Below are 15,432 nucleotides of genomic sequence, written 5' to 3' on the forward strand. Positions count from 1 at the left end.
TTATGGATGGTATTTTCCTGCAGCAACTGGTCAACGGTCTGACCCTCGGGTCGGTCTATGGCCTGATCGCCATCGGCTACACAATGGTCTATGGCATTATCGGCATGATCAACTTCGCGCACGGCGAGGTGTACATGATCTCCGCTTACCTCGCGGCGATCAGCCTGGCATTGCTGGCTTACTTCGGTGTCGAATCGTTCCCCCTGCTGATGCTGGGCACCCTGTTGTTCACCATCGTCGTCACCGGCGTTTATGGCTTCACCATCGAGCGCATCGCCTACAAACCGCTGCGTAACTCCACCCGCCTGGCACCGCTGATCAGTGCCATCGGCATTTCGCTGATCCTGCAGAACTACGCACAGATCAGCCAGGGCGCCCGCCAGCAAGGCGTGCCAACCCTGTTGGAAGGCGCCATGCGTGTCGAAGTCGGAACCGGCTTCGTGCAACTGACTTACACCAAGATCTTTATCCTGGTGGCGGCATTCGTCGGCATGGGCCTGCTGACCTACGTGATCAAGTACACCAAGCTCGGCCGCATGTGCCGTGCCACCCAGCAAGACCGCAAGATGGCCTCGATCCTGGGTATCAACACCGATCGGGTGATTTCCTACGTGTTCGTCATCGGTGCAGTGATGGCCGCCCTGGCAGGCGTGCTCATCACCATGAACTACGGCACCTTCGACTTCTACGCCGGTTTCATCATCGGTATCAAGGCGTTCACTGCCGCAGTGCTCGGTGGCATCGGCTCGCTGCCGGGTGCGATGCTCGGCGGGATCATCCTGGGTATTTCCGAGTCGCTGTTCTCAGGCCTGATCAACTCCGACTACAAGGATGTGTTCAGCTTCTCGCTGCTGGTGTTGATCCTTATCTTCCGCCCACAAGGCCTGCTGGGTCGCCCGCTCGTGGCTAAGGTGTGAACATGTCCGTTGCCAAAACTGCCTCTGTTAGCGAAACCAAGGGTTTCGACCTTAAACGCAGCCTGCTGGAGACCATTGTCGCTGGCCTGCTGGCACTTATCGTGTTCGGTCCGGTCGTTGGCGTGGTACTTGACGGCTACACCTTCAATGCCGAGCCGCGCCGCGTGGCCTGGCTGGTCGGCGGTGTGATGGTTGGGCGCTTCCTGCTCAGCCTGTTCCTGCAGACTGCCCCTGGGCAACGCATGCTCCTGGGCTTTGATAGCGGTGGCTCGGGCGTGCATGTGACCGCCCCGGACTACAAGTCGCGCCTGCGCTACATCATCCCCGCGCTGATCGTGATTGCCATCGTTTTCCCGATCTTCGCCAACAAGTATCTGCTGACCGTGGTCATCCTCGGCCTGATCTACGTATTGCTGGGCCTTGGCCTGAACATCGTGGTCGGCCTGGCCGGCCTGCTCGACCTGGGGTATGTGGCGTTCTATGCCATCGGTGCCTACGGCCTGGCGCTGGGTTATCAATACCTGGGGCTGGGCTTCTGGAGCGTGCTGCCGTTGGCGGCCATCGCTGCGGCGCTGGCGGGGTGCATCCTCGGATTCCCGGTGTTGCGCATGCACGGTGACTACCTGGCGATCGTGACGCTGGGCTTTGGCGAGATCATCCGCCTGGTGCTGAACAACTGGCTATCGTTCACCGGTGGCCCCAACGGCATGCCGGCGCCTTCACCCACTCTCTTCGGCCTGGAGTTCGGCCGCCGGGCCAAGGATGGCGGCGTGCCGATCCACGAGTTCTTCGGCTTCGAGTACAACGCCAGCCTCAAGTTCGTGTTCATCTACGCGGTGCTGTTCATGGTCGTGCTGGCTGTGCTGTACATCAAGCATCGCCTGACCCGCATGCCGGTCGGCCGGGCCTGGGAAGCGCTGCGCGAAGACGAGATCGCCTGCCGTTCGATGGGCCTGAACCACGTGTTGGTCAAGCTGTCGGCCTTTACTCTGGGTGCCTCGACTGCCGGTCTGGCGGGGGTGTTCTTCGCCACCTACCAAGGCTTCGTCAACCCGTCGTCATTCACATTCTTCGAGTCGGCGCTGATCCTCGCCATCGTCGTGCTGGGCGGCATGGGCTCGACCGTGGGCGTGGTCATCGCCGCGTTCGTGCTGACCGTGGCGCCGGAGCTGCTGCGCAGCTTCTCCGAGTACCGCGTGCTGTTGTTCGGCGTGCTGATGGTGCTGATGATGATCTGGCGACCGCGTGGGCTGATCCGCATCAGCCGTGCCGGTGTGACCCCGCGTAAAGGAGTGGCGCCATGAGCGACGATATCATTCTCTCGGTCGACAACCTCATGATGCAGTTCGGTGGCATCAAGGCGCTCAGCGACGTCAGCCTGAAGGTCCGGCGCAACCAGATCTTTGCCCTGATCGGCCCTAACGGCGCCGGCAAGACCACGGTGTTCAACTGCCTGACCGGCTTTTACAAGGCCAGTGGCGGACGTATCGAGCTGAACGTGCGTGGCAGCCACACCAACGTCATCCAACTGCTCGGCGAACGCTTCCAGGCGGCCGACTTCTTATCGCCTGCGCGCTTTGCCAACCGTATGTACTACAAGATGTTCGGTGGTACCCACTTGGTCAATCGCGCCGGCCTGGCGCGCACCTTCCAGAACATTCGCCTGTTCAAGGAAATGTCGGTGGTGGAGAACCTGCTGGTGGCCCAGCATATGTGGGTCAACCGCAACTTGCTGGCCGGGGTGCTCAACACCAAGGCCTACCGCAAGGCCGAAAGCGATGCACTGGATCACGCCTTCTATTGGCTGGAAGTGGTCGACCTGGTCGATTGCGCCAACCGCCTGGCCGGCGAGCTGTCGTATGGCCAGCAGCGGCGCCTGGAAATTGCCCGGGCCATGTGCACGCGGCCGAAGATCATCTGCCTGGACGAGCCGGCGGCGGGCCTGAACCCGCAGGAAACCGAGGCACTCAGCCGCATGATCCGTGTGCTGCGTGACGAGCACGACATCACGGTGGTGCTGATCGAGCACGACATGGGTATGGTCATGAGCATTTCCGACCATATCGTGGTGCTGGACCACGGCACTGTGATTGCCGAAGGTGCGCCGCAGGACATCCGCCACAACCCGACGGTGATTGCCGCCTACCTGGGTGCAGACGAAGAGGAACTGGTATGAGTGCACCCATTCTCGAGCTGAAGGACCTGGACGTCTTCTATGGGCCGATCCAGGCGCTGAAGAAAGTCTCGATGCACATCAACGAGGGCGAGACTGTAAGCCTGATCGGTGCCAACGGTGCCGGCAAGTCGACCCTGCTGATGTCGATTTTCGGCCAGCCGCGGGCGGCATCCGGGCGTATCGTGTACCGCGGCACCGACATCACCCGCAAATCCTCGCACTACATCGCCTCCAACGGCATTGCCCAGTCGCCGGAAGGGCGCCGGGTGTTTCCCGACATGTCCGTCGAAGAGAACCTGATGATGGGGACCATCCCCATTGGCGACAAGCATGCCGACGAAGACATGCAGCGCATGTACGAGCTATTCCCGCGGTTGAAGGAGCGGCGTAACCAGCGGGCCATGACCATGTCCGGTGGCGAGCAGCAAATGCTGGCGATTGCCCGGGCACTGATGAGCCGGCCGAAGTTGCTGTTGCTGGACGAGCCCTCGCTGGGGCTGGCGCCGATCGTGGTCAAGCAGATTTTCTCTACCCTGCGAGAGTTGGCCAAGACCGGGATGACCATCTTCCTGGTGGAGCAGAACGCCAACCATGCGCTGAAACTGTCGGACCGGGCGTATGTGATGGTCAACGGGCAGATTCGCATGACCGGGACCGGGCAGGAACTGTTGGTCAATGAGGAAGTGCGTAACGCTTATCTGGGTGGGCACTGAGTGGTATGCAGGGGCTGCAATGCAGCCCCTTCCCAATGTGGAAAACTTGTCGTTCCCTTCTCTCGCCACACGCCAATATTCCCCCGCAAGCCATTGTTTCCACAGGCCATATCTTTTCCACGGATAATGTGGAGCCGCCTGTGGAAAACATGGTGGCATATCGCTCGATGCCTTTAGACTCAGGCCCTGTAGCGATATGATCATTTTTTGTTCATATCCCCTTAGTGGATGGTTTTCCCCAGTTTTCAAAGGCCCTGCGTGCACTTCGAGCGCAGCGCAAACCCTGTGGATAACTCTGTGAAAAAACGTTGGACAGACCGCTGCAGGCGGCATGCTTGAAAGCCTTGCGCCATCACCTGAAAGATGTCCACCGACCACGGAGCGCTGAAAGGGTTCCGCGCAGTGGACAAGTTGCCCCCAATCCGTGGGGAAAGCCTTGTGGATAACATGCGTATACCTGGCGGCGAGCCCTCTGCTGCAAGGGTTTCACGAGTATGAACAAAAAATGAACAGCCCCTGAACGGCTTGCTGCCAAGGCCAGGCGCGGGCATGCTGCAAAGCTGCCATGACAACCTACCGTGAGGAACAGAGCATGACGTCCACCGTATTCATCACTGGCGCGACTTCCGGTTTCGGCGAGGCCACCGCCCGCCGCTTCGCCGAAGCCGGCTGGAAGCTGGTACTCACTGGGCGCCGCAAAGAGCGCCTGGATGCCCTGTGCGCTGAACTGTCGACCAAGACCGAAGTGCATGGCCTGGTGCTGGATGTGCGTGACCGCAAGGCCATGGAGCAGGCTATTGCCCATCTGCCGGCCGGCTTTGAAAAGATTCGCGGTCTGGTGAACAACGCCGGCTTGGCGCTGGGTGTGGATGCTGCGCAGAACTGCAGCCTGGACGACTGGGAAACCATGGTCGACACCAACATCAAGGGCCTGATGTTCACCACTCGTTTGCTGCTGCCACGGCTCATCGCCCATGGCCGTGGCGCGACGATCCTGAATGTCGGGTCTGTGGCGGGCAATTATCCGTACCCGGGCAGCAACGTGTATGGCGGCACCAAGGCCTTCGTCGGGCAGTTCTCGCTGAGCCTGCGTTGCGACCTGCGCGGTACCGGCGTGCGTGTGAGCAACATCGAGCCGGGCCTGTGCGAGAGCGAGTTCTCGCTGGTGCGCTTCGGGGGCGACCAGGCCAAGTACGATGCTACCTACGCGGGTGCGGAGCCGATCCAGCCACAGGATATTGCCGAGACCATCTTCTGGATCCTCAACCAGCCGGCACACATCAACATCAACAGCCTGGAACTGATGCCGGTGAGCCAGGACTGGGCAGGGTTCTCGATCGATCGTTCGGCCAAGGGCTGATAATCGTCGCTGGGGCCGCCTTGCGGCCCATTGGCGGAGGCCCCCACAAAGACCCAACAGCTTCAAGGGCAGTGCAGCTTGTGGGAGCAGGCTTGCCTGCCAAATACGTCAGCTCAGGCGCAGCAACCCTTCCAGGCAGGTCGCTAAATGGTAAGGCGTAGTAGAAGGCATATCGTGCCGGCTAACCGCCCCCTCACCATCCCTGCATTCATACCAGCCGGCGTCACGCAGGAACCGCGCCTCCAGCGCCTGTAACTGCTCCGTCAGCTTCGCCTCGCCACCCGCGCGCAACGCAAGCGCCCGCAGATACTCGGCCTGCGCCCAAATGCGCTGGGAAGCATCGAGCACCCGGCCATCCACATTCAGCATTGCCAGCACTGCCGCATCTTTCACCCCGAACTGTTCGGCAAAGCTGAAAGCCCGGTCAATTGAGGCATGCAGCGGCGTGTTACGCAGCAGCGGGGAGGTATGCAACAGATAGAACCACTCGAACTGGTGCCCCGGCTCGAACCAGTTATCCACAACCCCGCGTGGCTTTTCCAGCATCAGGCCATGGGCCGGTTCAATGAAGTGTGCCTCGAGCGCCTGACACAGTTGCAGCAACGACTGGCGGACATGTTCGTCGCCACGCACTGCCAGGACCTGCAGGAACGCTTCGGCCAGGTGCATCTGCGGATTCTGCAGCGGGCCACTGCCGAGGTCGGCCCAGTCTTCGCCCAGGCAGGCTTCGAAGAGGCCATCGTCACGGGCGAACTGCTGGTCGATGATGGCCAGCGCGGCATTCAACGTGGACTCCACCAGGCTTTCGCGCACTTTGCCCCAGTAGTGCGCGCAGGCGAACACGATGAAGGCGTGGGTATACAGGTCCTTGCGCCGGTCCAGCGGCTTGCCGTGGGCGTCGATGCTGTAGAACCAGCCACCGTGCTCGGCATCGTGGAAGTGCTTTTGCAGCGAGCGAAACAGGGCTGCGGCACGCTCGGCGGCACCCGGCTGACCGATACGGCTGCTGAACAGGTAAAGCTGGCGCGCACAGGCCATGGCGCGGTAGCGCTGCACCGGCAACGGATGGTGCTGGGCGTCCAGCGCTTCGTAGGGCAGGGCCATGTCGGCGTTCCAGCCCGGGCCTTGCCACAGCGGCACGATACGTTCGGCGAAGTGCTGGTTGAAGCGGGCCAGTTCGGGCAAGGTGGGGCGGGGGTCGGACATTTAGGCGCTCGTCGCTGTCGGGCAGGGCGCCATGGTAGCAGAAGTGAGGTTTTCAGTAGCCTGGGTTGCCGAGCCCCTGCCAATGCCGTGCCCCGACAAAGATGAAGCGCAACTGCTGGGTGATTTTTTCCTGAGGCGTCAGGGCCTGTGGATAACCCGCTTCCGGGTTGTCGATAAGCTCGGGCAGGGTGGCGAACACGGTCTTGACCACCAGGTCGGCCATCACCGCCAGCGCGGCGCTGTCCAGGTGCTGCCAGCGCTTCATCCGCGCCAGGTCGGTAGCCAGGTCGTCGCTGATATCCTGGCGCAGGCGGGCAATGGCCTGGCGCACGGCCTGTGAACCGCCGTACTGCTCGCGGGCCAGGAACAGGAACTGCGCGCGGTGAGCGGCTACCACGTCGAGGAAGATGCGCACCGAGGCGTCAGTGATGCCGCCCAGTTCGAACTCGTTCTGGCGCACCAGGCGGATGGTCTGGCGGAAGGTGGTGTCGATTTCGGCAACAAGGGCCAGGCCCAGGGCGTCCATGTCGGAGAAGTGCCGATAGAAGCCGGTCGGCACGATGCCAGCTGTCTTCGCCACTTCGCGCAGGCTGATACTGCCGAAACCACGGCCACTCTCCATGAGCAGGCAGGCGGCATCGAGCAGGGCCTGGCGGGTCTGTAGCTTCTGTTCGGCGCGCGGCAGCATGGTGCGGGCTTCTGTAACGGTCAGGCTGGGCACTCTAGATAAAAAAACAAAGCCCGGTCAATGGACCGGGCCTGGAGGGGAGCAAGCGTTGTGACAGAAGTTGTTCTTTTCGGCCATGGCGATCAGCTCACACGGCTGAGTTCAACCAGGCGATCCGAGCCACCTTCGGCAACACGGCCAGCTTGTTCGATCAGGCGATCCGAGCCACCTTCAGCGACACGGCCAGCTTGTTCGATCAGGCGGTCCGAGCCACCTTCAGCGACACGGCCAGCTTGTTCGATCAGGCGGTCCGAGCCACCTTCAGCGACACGGCCAGCTTGTTCGATCAGGCGGTCCGAGCCACCTTCAGCGACACGGCCAGCTTGTTCGATCAGGCGGTCCGAGCCACCTTCAGCGACACGGCCAGCTTGTTCGATCAAGCGATCCGAGCCACCTTCGGCGACACGGCCAGTACGTTCGATCAGTCGATCGGAACCACCTTCAGCTACGGTTTTCAGCGGCTGGGCAATTTCGGCAGCGCTGGAGCGCGCTTCGGATGTCAGGTGTTGCTCGGACGCTGGCAGGGCGAAAGCGTTGGCGGCCAGAAGGGACAGGGTCAGGGTCAGCAGATGGCGTTTCATGATTTCGGTGCTCCTCTCGGGGGCTGGAAAGTGGGTACGGAGCCAATGCTACGCCGCGTAACGCCAGAGAGAAGTTCATATGGGTAATGGTAACAATCGACCATATTGATAGAGGTTGGAAAGGCCTCTATTCCGGACATTACAGGCGTTCTGGAAACCCCATGGCATTGTTGGCGGTGGGTAACAGGTACGTCCTGGTGCGCCGAATTCCTGAGCAAGAGGCCAGGAAAAACTTCGCTATCATGGCGCCATCGATAAAACCTCACGGGTTTTCATCAGTCGGAGTTATTGAGGCGATCACTGCGCCTGTTTTCTGTCATGCCGCAAGGAGATTTACGCAATGACGCGTCCCGCCAGAATCCTCGTCTGGACCCTCGCCAGCCTGCTTACCGTGCTGGCGATCCTGGTGGTAGTGATTGCCACCTTTGACTGGAACCGCGTCAAGCCACTGCTCAACGAGAAGGTCTCCGAAGCCTTGCATCGGCCCTTCGCGATCAACGGCAACCTCGCCGTGCACTGGCGTACCGAGCCCGAAGAGGGCGGTTGGCGTGCCTGGGTGCCTTGGCCGCACTTCATTGCCGAAGACCTGACGTTGGGCAACCCCGAGTGGCTCAAGGAGCCGAAAATGGTCGGCCTTGAGCGCGTGGAGTTTCGCCTGGCGCCGCTGCCGCTGGTGTTCCAGCAGATCAGCATACCCCGCATCAACCTCACCAAGCCCACTGCCAGCCTCACTCGCCTGGCCGATGGCCGTGCCAACTGGGTCTTCGACTTCGGCCCCAAGGATGAAAACGCTGAACCTTCCAAATGGCAGCTGGACATCGGCGCCATCGGCTTCGATCAGGGCAATGTCAGTTTCGACGACCAGACCCTGAAAACCAGAATGAAGGTGCAGATCGACCCGCTTGGCAAACCAATCCCGTTCAGTGAGATTGTCGGCAAGGCCAGCGCCGAGAAGGTCGGTGGTGCGCAGGACTATGCCTTCGGCCTCAAGGCCCAGGGCCGCTATAAAGGCCAGCCAGTGTCCGGCACCGGCAAGATCGGTGGCCTGCTGGCCCTGCAGGACGCCAGCCAGCCGTTCCCGCTGCAGGCTGACGTGCGCATCGCCGACACCCATGTGGTCCTCGCCGGCACCCTCACCGACCCGCGTAATCTTGGCGCCCTCGACCTGCGCCTGCGTTTGTCGGGTGCCAGCCTGGGTAACCTCTACCCCTTGACCGGGGTCACCTTGCCTGACACCCCGGCCTATTCCACCGACGGTCGCCTCAGCGCCAACCTGCGTGCGGCGCCAGGGGCGACGTTCAATTACCAGGGCTTCAACGGCAAGATCGGCGACAGCGATATCCACGGGGACCTGGCCTTCGTTGCCAGCCAGCCACGGCCCAGACTGTCCGGTAACCTGGTATCGAACCAGTTGCTGTTCAAGGACCTGGCGCCGCTGATCGGCGCCGACTCCAATGCCGAACAGAAGGCCCGCGGCGGTGCCAGCAAGCAGCCTGTGGGCAAGGTGCTGCCAGTGGAGGCGTTTCGCACCGAGCGCTGGCGCGCGATGGATGCTGACGTCACTTTCGCTGGCAAGCGCATCGTGCACAGCGCGCAACTGCCGTTCAGTGACCTGTCGGCCCATGTGATGCTCGAAGACGGCCTGTTGCGCCTGGAGCCCCTGCGTTTTGGCGTGGCCGGCGGCAGCCTGGCCTCCAACATCCGCCTGGACGGGCGCAGTGTGCCCTTGCAGGGGCGTGCGAAGTTGACTGCCCGCGGCTTCAAGCTCAAGCAACTGTTCCCCACCTTTGCACCGATGCAGACCAGCTTTGGTGAGCTCAATGGCGACGCCGATATCAGCGGCCGTGGCAACTCGGTAGCCGCCTTGCTGGGGACAGCCAATGGCGACCTGCGCATGCTGATCAACGATGGCGCCATTAGCCGCAGCCTGATGGAAATTGCCGGGTTGAACGTGGGCAACTATGTGGTCGGCAAGCTGTTTGGTGATGAGGACGTGAAGATCAACTGTGCGGCGGCCGATGTTGGCATCAAGGATGGCCTGGCGACTACGCGGCTGTTCATCTTCGATACCGAGAACGCGATCATCTACATCGACGGCACGGCGAATTTCGCTTCCGAGCAACTGGATTTGAACATCACCCCGGAATCGAAAGGGCTGCGGTTGTTCTCGCTGCGTTCACCCCTGTATGTGCGCGGGCCGTTCGCCAAACCGAACGCCGGTGTGCAGGCGCTGCCGCTGGCGTTACGTGGCGCAGGGATGGTTGCGCTGGGTGTGGTTGCAGGGCCGGCGGCAGGGTTGCTGGCGCTGATCGCGCCCAGCAGCGGGGATGACCCGAACCAGTGCACGCCGTTGTTGCAGCAGATGAAGGCAGGCAAGGCGCCGGCGACAGTGAAAGCGCGGAAATAGCAAGGGGCCGCAAGCGGCCCCAGGAGAGTGTCAGAAATCAAAGGCCTTGCAGCAGGTCGGACATATCGTCCGCGTGCTCTTCTTCCTGCGCCAGGATGTCTTCGAATATACGACGGGTAGTCGGGTCTTTATCCCCGATGTACTGAATGATTTCCCGGTAGCTGTCTATGGCGATCCGCTCTGCCACCAGGTCTTCCAGCACCATCTCTTTCAGCGAGTTGCCGGCCACGTACTGGGCATGCGAGTTCTTGGTCAGGTTGTCGGGGTTGAAGTCCGGTTCCCCACCCAGTTGCACGATGCGCTCGGCCAACTTGTCGGCATGTTCGGCTTCCTGGTTGGCATGTTCCAGAAATTCCTCGGCAGCCACACCGGCCTTGATGCCGCTGGCCATGAAGTAGTGGCGTTTGTAGCGCAGCACACAGACCAGTTCGGTGGCCAGCGATTCATTAAGCAGGCGCAGGATCTGCTCACGGTCGGCGTGGTAACCCTCGGTCACTGCACCTTGCTCCACATGCTGGCGTGCACGCTCGCGCAGGGTTTTCACATCGGTCAGTTCAACATTGCTCATGGTTATCTCCAGCAGGGGTCAGGGTCAGGTTGGAGCGCAGGCTTACGCGCCATGCAGGGCGTCGCTGTCCTCTTGGCGTTGTTTGCAGGTCTTGAAGCCTTTGGCATCGACATGGCCGGTGGCATCGAAGCGCACGTAGTAGGGTTGCTGATTGCCAGCGTGGTTGAGGATGTAGTCGTTGCAGGTGCCCCCGTGCGGCAGGTCGATCACGTTCGATGGGCTGCCGCCAATGGCGATGACCTTCTGCATGGTCATTCCGTTCTCCACCTGCTTGACCAGCGGCTCGTCGCGGTAGGTGACGTAATCCACCGGGTTTTCCGGGCGGCTACCGCAGGCGGCCAGGGTGGCGCTTGCCAGAAGGATTGCCAGGGTCTGCTTGTACATGGTCCCGCTCCTTGCAAAGGGTCTGTGTGGTTTTTGAACCACAGCGCGCGCCAGGAGTTCGATTGCGATGGTCATCATGGCCGCTGTAGTGTTGACCCGTCGTCCACGCAAAGGAGCTGCGGCAATGCAGCAGGAGTTGGCCACGCGATACCCGCTGGTGCTGGTGCCGGGCATGCTCGGGTTTGTCCGGATGGTGCTCTACCCCTACTGGTTCGGCATTGTGCCGGCCTTGCGCAAGGGCGGGGCGCAGGTGTTTCCGGTGCAGGTTTCGCCGCTGCATTCCAGCGAGGTGCGCGGCGAACAGTTGCTGGCGATCATTGACGACATTTGCCAACGTACCGGCGTCGACAAGGTCAACCTCATCGGCCACAGCCAGGGCGCCCTGAGCGCGCGTTACGCAGCGGCCAAACGGCCGGGGCGGGTGGCGTCGGTCACCTCGGTGGCGGGGCCCAACCATGGCTCCGAGCTGGCCGACCACCTGGAACGCACGGCACCGGGCGATTCACCCCAGGGGCGCATCCTCAAGGCTGTGCTGCATGGGTTTGCCGTGCTGCTGGTGTGGCTGGAAACCGGCTGGCGTCGTGAGCCGCTGCCGGTAGATGTGCACGCCTCGCACCAGTCGCTGACCAGCGCCGGGGTGGCACTGTTCAACCAGGCTTATCCACAGGGCCTGCCGCAAACCTGGGGTGGGGAAGGGGCTTATGAGGTCAATGGCGTACGCTATTACTCTTGGTCCGGCACCTTGCAACCGGGCCTGACAGACCAGGGGCGCAACCGCTTCGACGGCAGCAGCCGCTTCTGCCGCCTGTTCGCACGCAGCTTCATCAAGGAAAAGGGCCATTGCGATGGCATGGTCGGGCGTTTCAGTTCGCACCTGGGGCAGGTGATCGGCGACGATTACCCGCTCGATCACCTGGACATCGTCAACCAGTCGCTCGGCGCCGTGGGCAAAGGCGCCGAGCCGGTGCGGCTGTTCACCGAACATGCCGCCCGGCTCAAGGCGGCAGGGCTTTAGCTCAAGCGCCTTGGCGGCGGATCGGCGTGGTCCAGCGTTCGGCCAGCACTACGCCGGCCAGGGTCAGCAAGCCGCCAGCCAGGTGGTAACTGGCCAGTTGCTCGTCGAGTACCACGGCGGCGATCAGCGCAGTGACCAGCGGCAGCAGGTTGAAGAACAGCGTGGTGCGGCTGGGCCCCAGACGGTGCACGGCCTGCATCCACACCAGTGGCGCGACCATCGAGGCCAGTACGCAGGCATACAGGACCAGGCCGATGTTGTGGCTGTTCAGGCCGGTCTTGTCCGACAGCAGGAACAGCGGTAGCAACACGACGATGGCCACCAGAATCTGCAGGTACAACAGCTGCATCGGCGGCAGGCGCAGCTGCCATTTCTTCAGCAGGAAGCTGTACAGCGCATAGGCCAAGGTGGCCACCAGCATCAACAGGTCGCCGCTGTTCAGCCCTTGCTGCAGCAGGCTGGCGGGGTGGCCGGCGCTGACCACTTCAAGCACGCCAAAGAATGACACCACCGCGCCCAACAAGGCACCGTAGCTCAGGCGCTGGCCCAGCCAGACGATGGACAGCGCCAGTGACATCAGCGGCATCAGCGAGAGGATGATGCCCATGTTGGTGGCACTGGTGATGCCAGCGGCGAAGTAGGCCAGGCTCTGGTACATCGCCATGCCCAGCACGCCGAGCACGAACACCTTGGCCAGGTGCGGACGGATGGCTGCACGGTTGCGCCATACGGCGGGCAGCAGGAACGGGGTGAACAGCAAGGCGGCCAGCAGCCAGCGGTAGAAGCCGATCTCCGCGGGGTGGATGGCGCCAGCCGACATCTTGGTGACCACGGTGTTGCCGGCCCAGATGAGGATGGCGGTTAGGGGGAACAGGTAATTCATGCAGCAGGGTACTCGTTGGGGGCTGGAATGGGGCTGCTTTGCAGCCCTTCGCGGGTGAACCCGCTCCTACGGGGATACACAGACCTGGAGGCTGGCGCAGATCCTGTGGGAGCGGGCGAGCCCGCGAAAGCCAGCAAGGCAGGCCCTCGATAGGCCTGTATTATCGAATGTCTGTCTACAAGCCTATACTTCTATCCAGACAACCGACCCTGCAAAGCAGACAGCATGCCGCGTAAATACCTCGATATCCCCCAGTTCACCCAACTGCCGGCCCCGGTGTACTTCCGCCACGACGAGTTCGTTGCCGACACCCACAGCGCCGTGCACCAACACGCCTGGGGCCAGCTGAACTACACCGCCCACGGCGTGATGCATCTGGATGTGGCCGGCCAGCGCTTCCTGTCGCCGCCGCACTACGCCGTTTGGGTGCCGCCCGACACCGAGCACGGCTGCTACAACCCCCAGGCCATCGTCTATCGTTCCATCTACCTCGACCGCAGCCTGTGCGCAGCCCTGCCAGCGCGCCCGTGCAGCCTGATGATCAGTGACATCCTCAAGGCCATCCTCGGTGACTTCGCCCGGCGCAATCTCAAGGTGGCCGAGGACGAGCGTGACCAGCGCCTGGTACAGGTACTGCTTGACCAGTTGCTGCTGGCGCCCACCTTGGCCTGCTACCTGCCGTTTGCCCACAGCGATGGCTTGCGCCAGGTGCTCGACGCGCTCAGCGCCGAGCCGGGGGACAACCGCCCGCTGGCCGACTGGGCCGCCCGCGTGCACGTCAGCGAACGCACCCTGGCCCGCCAGTTTCTGCGCGAACTGGGCATCAGCTTTGGCGAATGGCGTCTGCGCCTGCGTTTTCTGCGTGCCATCGAAGCGCTGGAAGCCGGCCTGCCGATTCAGGCCATTGCCTTCGACCTTGGCTACAGCAGCGCTTCGGCGTTCATCGCCATGTTCCAGCGCCAGGCCCGGTGTACGCCCGAGCAGTACCGCCGGCAGGCGCGTGCGGGGCGCTGAACATTCTTGGCTACACTCAGCTCGACCCCCGTGCATCGGGCGCGGAGCCCAGGAGACCACTCCATGAAAGTGCTGCAAATCCCGTTACTGGCGCTGGCGGTGTTGTTCAGTGCCCAAGGTTTCGCTGCCAATACCGCGCAGCAGGAAAAAATGAAAACCTGCAACGCCGACGCCACCGCCAAGGCCCTCAAGGGCGATGAACGCAAAGCGTTCATGAGCACCTGCCTGAAAAAGGATGTGCCGCAAACCCAGCAAGAGAAAATGAAGACCTGCAATGCTGACGCCACCACCAAAGCCCTGAAGGGGGACGAGCGCAAGGCGTTCATGAGTGACTGCCTGAAGAAGAAATGACCTGCGCCTATGCCTGCGCCGCCAAGGCTGGCAGACTGCGGCATTCCCGCTGTCTGCCGTCGAGGCTGTATGACCTTTACCCCCCGTCAGATCACCCTGGCCAGCCTGATCATCGTCATGGCCGGGCTGCTGCTGGCTTTGCCCCTGAAGTTGCTGCCCAGCCTGCTGGCCGGTCTTCTGGTGTTCGAACTGGTCAACATGCTGACCCCGCGCCTGCAACCGCTGTTTGCTGGCCAGCGTGCGCGCTGGCTGGCCGTGGCGCTGCTCGGCACGCTGGTTGTCAGCACCCTGACACTGCTGATTGCCGGTGCCTTCAGCTTCCTGCTGCACGAGGCGGAAAACCCCGGCGCCTCGCTGGACAAGTTCATTGCCCTGGTCGAGCAGGCCCGCGGTCAGTTGCCACCCTTCATCGAGGGCTACCTGCCGGCCAGTGCCGCAGAGTTCAAGGTGGCCATCGGCGACTGGATCAAGAGTCACCTGAGCGATTTGCAGTTGGTGGGCAAGGGCATGGCACACATGTTCGTGACGCTGCTGATCGGCATGATCCTCGGCGCCATCATCGCTTTGCAGCGCATTCCCGATGTTTCCCGGCGCAAGCCCCTGGCGGCGGCGCTGTTCGAGCGTCTTAGCCTGCTGGTGAAGGCGTTTCGCAACATCGTGTTCGCACAAATCAAGATCTCGCTGCTCAACACGATCTTCACCGGCGTTTTCCTGGCCGTGGTGATGCCACTGTTCGACGTGCACCTGCCGCTGACCAAGACGCTGATCGTGCTGACCTTCCTGCTGGGCCTGCTGCCGGTGATCGGCAACCTGATGTCCAATACCTTGATCACCATCGTCGGCCTGTCGCTGTCGATCTGGGTGGCGGCGGCGGCGCTGGGTTACCTGGTCGTCATCCACAAGATCGAGTACTTCCTCAACGCGCGGATCGTGGGTGGGCAGATCAGTGCCAAGGCATGGGAATTGCTGCTGGCGATGCTGGTATTCGAGGCGGCGTTCGGGCTGCCTGGTGTCGTGGCGGGGCCCATCTACTATGCCTATCTGAAGAGTGAGCTGAAGCGGGCGGAGCTGGTCTGATCATGTAGTGGCCTGTACCGGCCCTTTCGCGGGTAAACCCGCTCCTACAGGGG

General features: G+C 62.1%; 16 protein-coding genes. 10 read left to right on the top strand and 6 right to left on the bottom strand.

The window, feature by feature from the left end; translation table 11 throughout:
* The first annotated feature begins 2 nt into the window (after nt 1-2).
* The 5 genes from J3A98_RS00190 to J3A98_RS00210 all read left to right on the top strand — a co-directional run bounded on the left by J3A98_RS00190 (nt 3) and on the right by J3A98_RS00210 (nt 5,166).
* Nucleotides 3-917, top strand: a complete 915-nt coding sequence (locus J3A98_RS00190; protein WP_176683160.1) for a branched-chain amino acid ABC transporter permease LivH — start codon at nt 3-5, stop codon at nt 915-917.
* A gap of 2 nt (nt 918-919) precedes the next feature.
* On the top strand, nt 920-2,221 hold the full coding sequence (gene livM / locus J3A98_RS00195; RefSeq protein ID WP_176683161.1) for a high-affinity branched-chain amino acid ABC transporter permease LivM: 1,302 nt from the start codon (nt 920-922) through the stop codon (nt 2,219-2,221).
* Entirely contained in the window at nt 2,218-3,093 is an 876-nt protein-coding gene (locus tag J3A98_RS00200; protein WP_176683162.1) for an ATP-binding cassette domain-containing protein, read from the top strand. Before livM ends, J3A98_RS00200 begins: the two co-directional genes overlap by 4 nt.
* Nucleotides 3,090-3,806: an ABC transporter ATP-binding protein gene (locus J3A98_RS00205; RefSeq protein WP_176683163.1), complete on the top strand. Its 717-nt coding sequence runs from the start codon at nt 3,090-3,092 to the stop codon at nt 3,804-3,806. The genes J3A98_RS00200 and J3A98_RS00205 overlap by 4 nt, the downstream gene beginning before the upstream one ends.
* A gap of 592 nt (nt 3,807-4,398) precedes the next feature.
* A complete protein-coding gene (locus J3A98_RS00210) occupies nt 4,399-5,166 on the top strand; it encodes an SDR family oxidoreductase (protein WP_209963144.1) in 768 nt (255 codons plus the stop codon).
* Nucleotides 5,167-5,274: 108 nt separating this feature from the next.
* Here the strand turns inward: J3A98_RS00210 and J3A98_RS00215 are convergent, their stop codons facing one another.
* From J3A98_RS00215 to J3A98_RS00225, 3 genes are all read right to left on the bottom strand, one after another.
* Nucleotides 5,275-6,372 (bottom strand): AGE family epimerase/isomerase, encoded by a 1,098-nt coding sequence (locus tag J3A98_RS00215; protein WP_176683165.1) that lies wholly within the window; start codon nt 6,370-6,372, stop codon nt 5,275-5,277.
* 52 nt (nt 6,373-6,424) lie between these two features.
* Nucleotides 6,425-7,060 carry a TetR family transcriptional regulator gene (locus J3A98_RS00220; RefSeq protein ID WP_209963150.1) on the bottom strand — a complete coding sequence of 212 codons (636 nt, stop codon included), beginning with the start codon at nt 7,058-7,060 and terminating at the stop codon, nt 6,425-6,427.
* Between the two features lie 122 nt (nt 7,061-7,182).
* Nucleotides 7,183-7,680 (bottom strand): hypothetical protein, encoded by a 498-nt coding sequence (locus J3A98_RS00225; RefSeq protein WP_039612255.1) that lies wholly within the window; start codon nt 7,678-7,680, stop codon nt 7,183-7,185.
* Nucleotides 7,681-8,020: 340 nt separating this feature from the next.
* Between J3A98_RS00225 and J3A98_RS00230 the strand changes: the two genes are divergently transcribed.
* A complete protein-coding gene (locus J3A98_RS00230; RefSeq protein ID WP_209963154.1) occupies nt 8,021-10,087 on the top strand; it encodes an AsmA family protein in 2,067 nt (688 codons plus the stop codon).
* Nucleotides 10,088-10,124: 37 nt separating this feature from the next.
* Here J3A98_RS00230 and J3A98_RS00235 read toward each other — a convergent pair whose 3' ends face one another.
* Both J3A98_RS00235 and osmE read right to left on the bottom strand, forming a co-directional pair.
* Nucleotides 10,125-10,655, bottom strand: coding sequence for a ferritin-like domain-containing protein (locus J3A98_RS00235; protein ID WP_209963156.1), 531 nt, complete (start codon nt 10,653-10,655; stop codon nt 10,125-10,127).
* Between the two features lie 42 nt (nt 10,656-10,697).
* Nucleotides 10,698-11,039, bottom strand: coding sequence for an osmotically-inducible lipoprotein OsmE (gene osmE, locus J3A98_RS00240; protein WP_209963159.1), 342 nt, complete (start codon nt 11,037-11,039; stop codon nt 10,698-10,700).
* A 124-nt stretch (nt 11,040-11,163) separates the two neighbouring features.
* Here osmE and J3A98_RS00245 point away from each other — a divergent pair, with 124 nt between their 5' ends.
* Nucleotides 11,164-12,054 (top strand): triacylglycerol lipase, encoded by an 891-nt coding sequence (locus tag J3A98_RS00245; protein WP_209963162.1) that lies wholly within the window; start codon nt 11,164-11,166, stop codon nt 12,052-12,054.
* Nucleotide 12,055: 1 nt separating this feature from the next.
* Here J3A98_RS00245 and J3A98_RS00250 read toward each other — a convergent pair whose 3' ends face one another.
* Nucleotides 12,056-12,937, bottom strand: a complete 882-nt coding sequence (locus J3A98_RS00250; protein WP_176683170.1) for a DMT family transporter — start codon at nt 12,935-12,937, stop codon at nt 12,056-12,058.
* Between the two features lie 225 nt (nt 12,938-13,162).
* Here J3A98_RS00250 and J3A98_RS00255 point away from each other — a divergent pair, with 225 nt between their 5' ends.
* The 3 genes from J3A98_RS00255 (at nt 13,163) to J3A98_RS00265 (ending at nt 15,379) form a co-directional block, all read left to right on the top strand.
* Nucleotides 13,163-13,951, top strand: coding sequence for a helix-turn-helix transcriptional regulator (locus J3A98_RS00255; protein WP_209963164.1), 789 nt, complete (start codon nt 13,163-13,165; stop codon nt 13,949-13,951).
* A gap of 63 nt (nt 13,952-14,014) precedes the next feature.
* Nucleotides 14,015-14,302: a PsiF family protein gene (locus J3A98_RS00260; RefSeq protein ID WP_014592571.1), complete on the top strand. Its 288-nt coding sequence runs from the start codon at nt 14,015-14,017 to the stop codon at nt 14,300-14,302.
* 69 nt (nt 14,303-14,371) lie between these two features.
* Complete coding sequence (locus J3A98_RS00265; protein WP_176683173.1) at nt 14,372-15,379, top strand: hypothetical protein; 1,008 nt, start codon at nt 14,372-14,374, stop codon at nt 15,377-15,379.
* The last annotated feature ends 53 nt before the right edge of the window (nt 15,380-15,432 follow it).

Source organism: Pseudomonas sp. BP6, assembly GCF_017875935.1.
In the GTDB taxonomy this organism is placed as follows: Bacteria; Pseudomonadota; Gammaproteobacteria; order Pseudomonadales; family Pseudomonadaceae; genus Aquipseudomonas; species Aquipseudomonas putida_Y.